The sequence below is a fragment of the Antrihabitans stalactiti genome (assembly GCF_012932915.1).
GTDB classification, from domain to species: Bacteria; Actinomycetota; Actinomycetes; order Mycobacteriales; family Mycobacteriaceae; genus Antrihabitans; species Antrihabitans stalactiti.
Map to the genome: position 1 here is coordinate 86,644 of NZ_VCQU01000016.1, position 7,800 is coordinate 94,443.

The following is a 7,800-nucleotide window of genomic DNA, read 5'->3' on the forward strand; positions in this document are numbered from 1 at the left end:
GATGAGGAACTCGGAGCCTGGGCGGTGACGGTGAAAGCGCCAACCATCACCACACCGCCCAGGGAGTTCCATTGAAGTCTGCGAAGGACCGGATGGACATCATTTCCGCCTACCGAGAAGTCGGAACCTATCGAGGCGCCGCCGACATGTGCGGCACCACCCACAAGACCGTCAAACGCGTCGTCGAGCGGTTCGACGCCGACCAGGCCGGCACGCCGCCGCAGCCGCAGCCGGTCGAACGCGCCCACAACTATGACGCGGTGGCCGAGCTGGTCACCGCGCGAGTCGAGAAATCCCAGGGCCGGATCTCGGCCAAACGGTTACTGCCGATCGCGCGGGCCGCCGGGTACGACGGATCGGACCGCAACTTCCGCCGCCTGGTCGCCGACGCGAAAGCGTTGTGGCGCAAAGATCATCACCGCGGTCGACGCCCCGCGGTGTGGTCACCGGGTGAATACCTGGTCATCGACTGGGCCGATGTCGGCGCCGGGTTGCACGTGTTCTGCGCGGTGCTGGCGTTCTCCCGCTGGCGGTTCATCGCCTTCGCCAACAACGAACGCGCCACCACGACACTGGCGTTGATCGCCGAAGCCCTCGCTGCGATCGGCGGAGTCCCGCTCAAAGTGCTCGCCGATCGAATGGGCTGCCTCAAAGGTGGTGTGGTCGCGAACGTGGTTGTCCCAACACCGGAATACGTCCGGCTGGCAACCCATTACGGTTTCAAGCCTGATTTTTGTCACGCCAACGACCCGCAGTCGAAAGGGATCGTGGAAAACCTCGTCGGGTACGCCCAACGCGACCTGGTCGTCCCGCTGCTGACCGAAGCGAAGATCTCCGGGAAGCCGGTCGATGTGCATGTCGCCAACAGTGCGGCAAAGACGTGGTGCTGGGAGGTGAACGCCGCGATGCATTCGGAGATCTGCGCGGTCCCCGACGAACGGCTGATCACCGAACATGCTGTGCTGCAACCATTGCCGTCGCTGCGGTTGCAGATCGGCCCGGCACCGGTCACCCGCAAGGTCGACCGGTTGTCCTGTGTGCGGTTCGCCTCGGCGCGGTACTCGGTGCCGACCCGACTGATCGGGACCACCGTCACCCTGCTGCAGGACGGTGGCCGGTTGTTGATCGTCGAACCCGGCACAGGTGAGGTCGTGGCCGATCATCAGTTGGCGGCGCCGGGGACCGCGTCGGTGCAGGACGCGCACTACGACGGACCACGACCTGCACTCGATCGCGGGCCACGACCGAAAACTACTGTCGAGCATCAGTTCTGCGCACTCGGACCCACAGCAGAAACATTCCTGGTCGGCGCTGCTGCGATCGGCAACACCCGCCTCGGGTCCGAACTGGAAGTGCTGTTGGCGTTGGGCGCTGCCCACGGTGAGGACGCCTTGGTCGCAGCGTTGACGCGGGCGGTGGCGTTCAAACGGTTCCGCGCTGCCGATGTCCGGTCGATCCTGGCGGCCGGGACCGGGGCTGCCCAGCCCCGCCCGTCCGGGGACGCGTTGATCATCGACCTACCCACGTCGCCGACCAGGTCGTTGGATGCCTACAAATTCACGGGCGAGCCGACGTGACCACAACTGAAAGCACCGAAACGGTGCCACCGCAATCGGTTCCGGAACTGCCCGCTGATTTGGAAGCAGGGCTGCGACGGTTGAAACTGGCTGCCGTGCGGCGCACCGCGCCGGAGGTGTTGTCGCGGGCGAAGCTGCAACGCTGGACCCCGGAAGAGGTGCTGCGCACTCTGATCGAAGCCGAGATCGCGGCGCGGGATGCGTCCAACGCTGTTGCCCGACTCAAGGCCGCGGCGTTTCCGGTCGCGAAGACGCTCGATACCTTCGATGTTGCCGCATCATCGATCCCGCAGTCCACGTTCGATCATCTCGCGAGTTTGGAATGGATTCGCGCACAAGCGAATCTGGCCATTGTTGGTCCAGCCGGGACAGGCAAGTCGCATACCTTGATCGGGTTGGGAATCGCCGCCGTTCATGCCGGGCACAAGGTTCGCTACTTCACCGCGACCGATCTGATCGAAACCCTCTACCGAGGGTTGGCCGACAACACTGTCGGGCGCATCATCGACACACTGCTGCGCGCCGACCTCATTATTCTCGACGAAATAGGTTTCGCGCCGCTCGACGACACTGGCACGCAGCTGTTGTTCCGGCTTGTCGCCGGCGCCTACGAACGGCGGTCATTGGCTGTCGCGTCGCATTGGCCGTTCGAGCAGTGGGGTCGATTTCTCCCAGAGCACACCACTGCAGTCAGCATCCTCGATCGGCTCCTGCACCACGCCACCATCGTCGTCACCGACGGGGAGTCCTACCGGATGCGCGAAGCCAACCACCCACGAAAGGAGCGGCCGAAACAACAAACCTAGCTGCAAGGCGTGGGGACTTTCAGTTGGCCAAAAACGGGGACATCAACATGGCCATTGACACCAGTTGGTGGATGTACTCGTCGAATAGGCACTGGCAGCAGACCCGACCGTCGGCGCGGACTAGAGTTCCGGGTTCGATGAAGTTCCTCAAGACCGGTAGCAGGAATTCGTCGTCGGAATGCGGGATTGATTGCAACCGGACGCGGCGTAGTTGATGGCGGTGATCTTCTCGACGGCGATGACGAGGGTCGGCTTGTCGGTACCGCCGCCAGCAGTTCCGCAGGTTCTGCCGCCGACGAAGCTATCGTTGACCTCCACGATGCCGCCAAGTTGGTCGCGATCCGGACGCACGATCGCGCGCCGCAGTTTACGCAGCCATGCCCAGGGGGTCTCATAGGAGCCGAATCCGAGGGACGCTTCGGGAGGTTGGCCGCCGAGATTCCGTTCTTGGACTTCGTTGAGTAAGCGTGCGAAATGGGACGAGAACCCGCGTGGGCGGCAGATATGACGGGAATGATGCGTTCACCGAGGCGGCTGCCGGTGCGCAGGGATCTCAAGCGCGCGTTCTGGCCGGCAACATCACTGGTCGGGGAGTCGGTCCTTGAGCGTGATCCGCCGGCTCGAAATCGGGACTGATGTAGTCGAGCGTGATATGACGCTGGCGCCGGTTGACCCAGCCGACCCATTCCAATCGTGGCGAACTCGAAGTCGTCGATCGTCTTTATCCGCCGCTTCAGGAACGGACTCCGCTTTGAGACCGCCTCGGTTTGAATAGCCCGATCGTCGTCTCCGCAAGAGTATTGCCCTCGACGCCCTCGACGCCCTCGACGCCCTCGACGCCCTCGACGCCCTGCTGGATGCTGCAATCCCTTCCAGCACGAGCGTTTCCGAGAACGCTACGGATGGTGTTGAAGGTCCGCGAACGGGCGCGTGGTCAACGTGCACAACCCTGGTCGCGACCGGCGTCAAGACCAATGGGTTCCGCGAGATTCTCGGAATCGAGGTCACCAGCAGCGAGGACGGCCCGGTTGGCGTTCTTCCGCGGCCGCGTCGCACGCGGTCTCTCCGGCGTCGCGCTGGTCACCTCCGAAGCCCACGACGGCCTTGATCGCCGCTATCGGGGCGATTGTGCCCGGCGGGAGCTGGCAACACTGCCACACCTCCTGCGCGGTGATTATGATGTCGATTACCCCGAAAACGTCATGGCAGTCGGTGCGGAGCCTGCCGCATTCGGTGTTCGATCAAGCCGACCCCAAGTCGGTTGGTGCCCAATACAGCCGGACGCTCGACGCGTACACCTCCAACTACCGTTGTCGGCGAATCGGAGGTGGCTGCTTCTAATGCAACCCCTCATACTCGGTTAACGAGACCTGGCCAGTCCGGCTTATCGGTGTGCTTTTGGGAGACGCCTGGTGATGGCCGGTGAGACTCCGCACGCGGTCGATCACTCGGCCGGACTACTCACCAACCGACAACCAAGCGAGCCAGTATTGCATCAACGACCGGGCAGTCACCTCAAATGCGCAACGATGCGATGACGAGCGCAACACGCGAACATTGATGTATCGACGACGCGAACTATTGACCTGGTCGATTCGAAACTGTCATGATAGGTTCAACTTCGCTACTCCCAGTAGCGAATCTGGCATTTGTTGCCGGTAATGGTGCCGCACTGATGAGGAGAACGACCGTGCCACTCGGCGTGAATCGCATTTACGAGCCAGACTCAGAGAAATGGAATCGACCTCACGTTGAAATGATCGGCCCCGCTGCGTGGCAGACGCGTGTCAACGCGGCGGTTATGGCCCGAACGCTGAAGCCGCTGCTGTTCGCACTCACTTTGCTGGGCCGCGCATGCAATAGCCGCAATCCCGAAACTCTGCAGCGCATGTCGTTTGCTTTGGCCGACAAACCGTCTGTCTTGACTCGGCCGATCAAGAACACACTTCTCGAGAACGTTCAGCTCCCGCATTGCAAGGCGGAGTGGGTGAGTGCACCCGAAGCAGTCGGACCCGACGCACCTACGATCCTCTACTTACACGGTGGCGCATTCATCACCTGCGGGCTCGGAAGCCACCGACGAATGATCAGTCACATTTCGCGTGCTGCGTGCGCGCGGGTGTTGAGCGTCGACTACAGGATGCTTCCGATCAGTCCTATCGCCGATGCGATCGCTGACGGACTCGATGCATATCGAATGCTTCTCGCGTCGGGAACGAGCGCGAATTCCATTGTTATCGCTGGAGATTCAGCCGGGGGTTTTCTCGCTACGATGACCGCCCTCAGCATAAAGGAGGCGGGTTTGCCCCTCCCCGCCGCTCAGGTTTTGCTTTCCGGACTTACGGATTGCGACATGCGCACCAAACTCCCCCCGATGCGGCCATTTCCGGACGCCATGTTTCCGTCGGCAACGTTGAAGTTCATTAACGACGTATTTGTCACCAAGAACGGAACCGAAGCAGTGTTGCAGTGCCCGGTGCATTGCGATTTGTCCGGTCTCGGCCCCTTCCTGCAACAGGTGGGGTCGCGCGAGGCTCTGCGTCATGATGCGGCCGAGCTTGCACGCCGACTTAATGAAGACGGCGTGTCCAATTGGCTTCAAGTGTGGGATCGGGCACCGCACGTATTCCAGGTTGGCGCAGATTTCAACCCGGACGCGCGCCGAGCTATTACAGACATCGGTGAGTTCGTCAGATCTGTCGTTGCTACGGCCACGGCTGGTTCGACGCAAGCCGAGGCCGGATGACTGCTGGGGGATACTTCAAGGATATGCTGGACAATCAACTTGAAACGTGAATCACCAGGTGAGTCCGGAGACTCAGTGGTGGAGAGCCGGCACGCTGCTGGGCTTTGTTGCGACTGTCGTAAGCCGCGTCGAGTTCGACTGGCGGGATCGGCGTGTACGCGCCGCGTCCTGCCCACATCCGCCAGGTTTGAGCAGGTGTCAATTGGAGGATGTCGCCCGCCATGAGCATGGGACCAGGTTGAGCTGATTTAGCCACTGGGATGGGACCACCTGTTTTGCCAGTTATGGGACCACCGGCGCGTCGCGCCGGTGGTCCCGTCGTTTGCTGGCTCTACGCCACCAAGCTGGGATGACGGGTTCGGATCCGTGATGTCAAGTGATCATTTCTGATTCGTCCGTGGTTGAGCAAGAGGCGTAGTCGGTAATTCTGAAAGTTGCGGTATCCGCGAGCGACTCGCTTGGTGTTCTTCACCTGCAGATTCAATGCCTCGGTCGGCCCGTTGGAGACGGTCGGATGATCGAAATGGGCGAGGAATTCGGTTCGCCACGCCGTGAGAGTGCGGCCGAGTCGGGCGACTTCCGGAACGGGGCAGTCGCGGGCGGCGCCGATGAGCGCTTCGGCCGCGTCTTTGTCGCGAATCCTGTAGCAGGACATCAGATCTTGCGCGATTGACCAAGCGGCGGAGAGTTCGCCGTCCGGGTCCTGCATCGAGCCCATCCTGCAGACGTTGCCAGGCCTTCTCGGTGAGCCGGTCGCACCGGCGGCGCAGGACGCGGCGGATCCGGTAGAGCGGGTCACCGACCCGACCACGATGCCCGCAGGTGTCGGTCTGCACCCGGCGGCGCACGTCGTCGACGGCGGTCAACCCGAGTTTGACGACATGGAACGGGTCCAAAACGCGTACCGCCGTGGATAATTCGCGCGACAGAGCGGTGGCGTAGCCCCGGAACGGATCCAACGACGCGGTCGTGACCCGCGCTTTCCAGGCGTCCTCCCGCTGGTCGAGCCACGAAGTCAGGACGGTGCCGGATCGGCCGGCGACAACGTCGAGCAGCCGCGCAGGACGGCCGGCAGTCAGGTCGGCGATCCCGGTGGCTTACATCGTGGAATGGGACGCGCACGCGCGCATGAACGCGGTTTCATCCACCCCGACGGCCGTCACCGTGTCCAGTCGTGTCGGGTCGTCGATAATCGGGTTTCCGCGGGTGGTGACGAGCCGCATGACCGTCGTCCACCCCACGCCCAACAAGTCTGCAACGTGCGATACCGCGGCATCACGGGTGCCGACCTGCTCGAATGCCCACGCCCGGGCGCGTTCGGTCAGACACGCACGCGGTGCGATCGCCGGATGCTGTTCGGTCCAAGTCTTTCTGGGGCACAACGCATGTGGACAGCACCAGATCCGTTTGTGCCAGCACAACACGACCGGGCGACCGGCGATCGGCAGGTCGCGCACCCATACCGGGCGCCGGTCCTTGGCCCGTGCCACGGCCCCGCATTCGGGGCAGCCGTGACATCGGCGGTAGTCTCCGCGAGTATTTCGACCTCGCCGCCGATCTCTACGGCAGCGAGTAGACGAAACCCGTCCAACCCGAACAGCACAGCAACAGAACCGCTAAAATCACGTTCCACCTGGGGCTCCTTCACGATCGTGATCACTTGGTCGTAATCACGGATCGTGCGAGCCCCAGGCCCCCGATCAGGTCATTTCACCCGGCAAGTAGCCCAGGAAGTTTCCCCACCAATCCCAGGTTCATGGAGAAGAGCCCGTTTGCTCGTTCGATCGTTCGTGACAGGTCAGTGATCATGGAGGGCGGCGGGCATGGCTTTTCGGGAGGTCAGTGTGAACGAGATCAGAGAAGTACTGCGGTTGTGGCTCGGCACGGCCGGTTTGCCGGCGCCCGGTCTGCGCACGATCGCCGAGCATGCCGGGGTGGACCGCAACACAGCCCGGCGGTATGTCGAGGCAGCCCAAACTGCCGGATTGGAACGAACGGCAGATGCCTCGGCGATCGACGACGACCTGGTCGGGGCGGTGGTCGAAGCGGTCCGGCCGGATCGTCCGCACGGGCACGGTGCGGCGTGGGATCAACTGCTGGCTCATGAGCAGCAGATCACCGACTGGGTCGCCGGTAACGGCGAGCACCCACCGTTGACGATCACCAAGATCGAGGTGCTCCTCACCCGGCAGGGATGTGTCGTGCCGTATCGGACGTTGCACCGATTCGCCACGGAGCGTTGCGGTTTCGGCAGCAGGAACCTCACCGTGCGGGTCGCCGACGGTGACCCGGGCATCGAATGCCAGATCGACTTCGGGTACTTGGGGATGCTCACCGACCCGGAGGATGGGCGGGCTCGGAAGGTGCACGCGTTGATCTTCACCGCCGTCTACAGCCGGCACATGTTCGTCTGGCTGTCCTATTCGCAGACGTTGGCGGCGGTGATCGCCGGCTGCGAGGCGGCATGGGAATTCTTCGGTGGTTATGTGGGTGTCGATACCACGGTTTGAGCCGAGACGGCGTGAGAATAGGCGCAACCCGCGACGGGTGTCGGCCGTCGCGTAATTCCCCAGGGGTAGCCGTCACGTAATTCCTCACGTTCGGCGCTGCTGTGCTGAGGGTAGCTGGGGTTGTGGTCGGTGTCAGGTGGCTGTTGTGCCGGGTCGTTTGC

Annotated in this window: 7 protein-coding genes and 3 pseudogenes; 5 read left to right on the forward strand and 5 right to left on the reverse strand. The window is 62.7% G+C overall.

The genetic code is table 11. The features are described 5' to 3' along the window. The first annotated feature begins 71 nt into the window (after positions 1-71). A complete protein-coding gene (gene istA, locus FGL95_RS30565; protein ID WP_169594505.1) occupies positions 72-1,577 on the forward strand; it encodes an IS21 family transposase in 1,506 nt (501 codons plus the stop codon). Continuing rightward, on the forward strand, positions 1,574-2,383 hold the full coding sequence (gene istB / locus FGL95_RS30570; protein WP_169594506.1) for an IS21-like element helper ATPase IstB: 810 nt from the start codon (positions 1,574-1,576) through the stop codon (positions 2,381-2,383). Before istA ends, istB begins: the two co-directional genes overlap by 4 nt. Before the next feature lie 147 nt (positions 2,384-2,530). Here istB and FGL95_RS33230 read toward each other — a convergent pair whose 3' ends face one another. Beyond that, positions 2,531-2,701 (reverse strand): hypothetical protein, encoded by a 171-nt coding sequence (locus FGL95_RS33230; RefSeq protein WP_169594508.1) that lies wholly within the window; start codon positions 2,699-2,701, stop codon positions 2,531-2,533. Between the two features lie 584 nt (positions 2,702-3,285). Here FGL95_RS33230 and FGL95_RS32660 point away from each other — a divergent pair. Both FGL95_RS32660 and FGL95_RS30585 read left to right on the forward strand, forming a co-directional pair. Further along, positions 3,286-3,676 (forward strand): annotated as a pseudogene (locus FGL95_RS32660) (transposase); the annotation flags it as partial. Between the two features lie 595 nt (positions 3,677-4,271). Then, positions 4,272-5,129, forward strand: coding sequence for an alpha/beta hydrolase (locus tag FGL95_RS30585; protein ID WP_267908497.1), 858 nt, complete (start codon positions 4,272-4,274; stop codon positions 5,127-5,129). 331 nt (positions 5,130-5,460) lie between these two features. On the opposite strand, the gene FGL95_RS30590 is transcribed toward FGL95_RS30585, so the two are convergent. The 4 genes and pseudogenes from FGL95_RS30590 to FGL95_RS33240 form a co-directional block, all read right to left on the reverse strand. Further along, positions 5,461-5,847, reverse strand: a complete 387-nt coding sequence (locus FGL95_RS30590; RefSeq protein WP_169594514.1) for a transposase — start codon at positions 5,845-5,847, stop codon at positions 5,461-5,463. A gap of 43 nt (positions 5,848-5,890) precedes the next feature. Then, positions 5,891-6,217: pseudogene (locus tag FGL95_RS33235) on the reverse strand (ISL3 family transposase); the annotation flags it as partial. A 9-nt stretch (positions 6,218-6,226) separates the two neighbouring features. Further along, on the reverse strand, positions 6,227-6,553 hold the full coding sequence (locus FGL95_RS32670; RefSeq protein WP_420838102.1) for a helix-turn-helix domain-containing protein: 327 nt from the start codon (positions 6,551-6,553) through the stop codon (positions 6,227-6,229). Next, positions 6,527-6,631, reverse strand: a pseudogene (locus FGL95_RS33240) (transposase family protein); the annotation flags it as partial. The pseudogene FGL95_RS33240 and the gene FGL95_RS32670, both read right to left, overlap by 27 nt. A 321-nt stretch (positions 6,632-6,952) precedes the next feature. Here FGL95_RS33240 and FGL95_RS30605 point away from each other — a divergent pair. Then, the gene (locus tag FGL95_RS30605) at positions 6,953-7,639 is read left to right on the forward strand and encodes a transposase (RefSeq protein ID WP_476726951.1); all 687 of its coding nucleotides are present in this window, start codon (positions 6,953-6,955) and stop codon (positions 7,637-7,639) included. Positions 7,640-7,800: the final 161 nt, after the last annotated feature.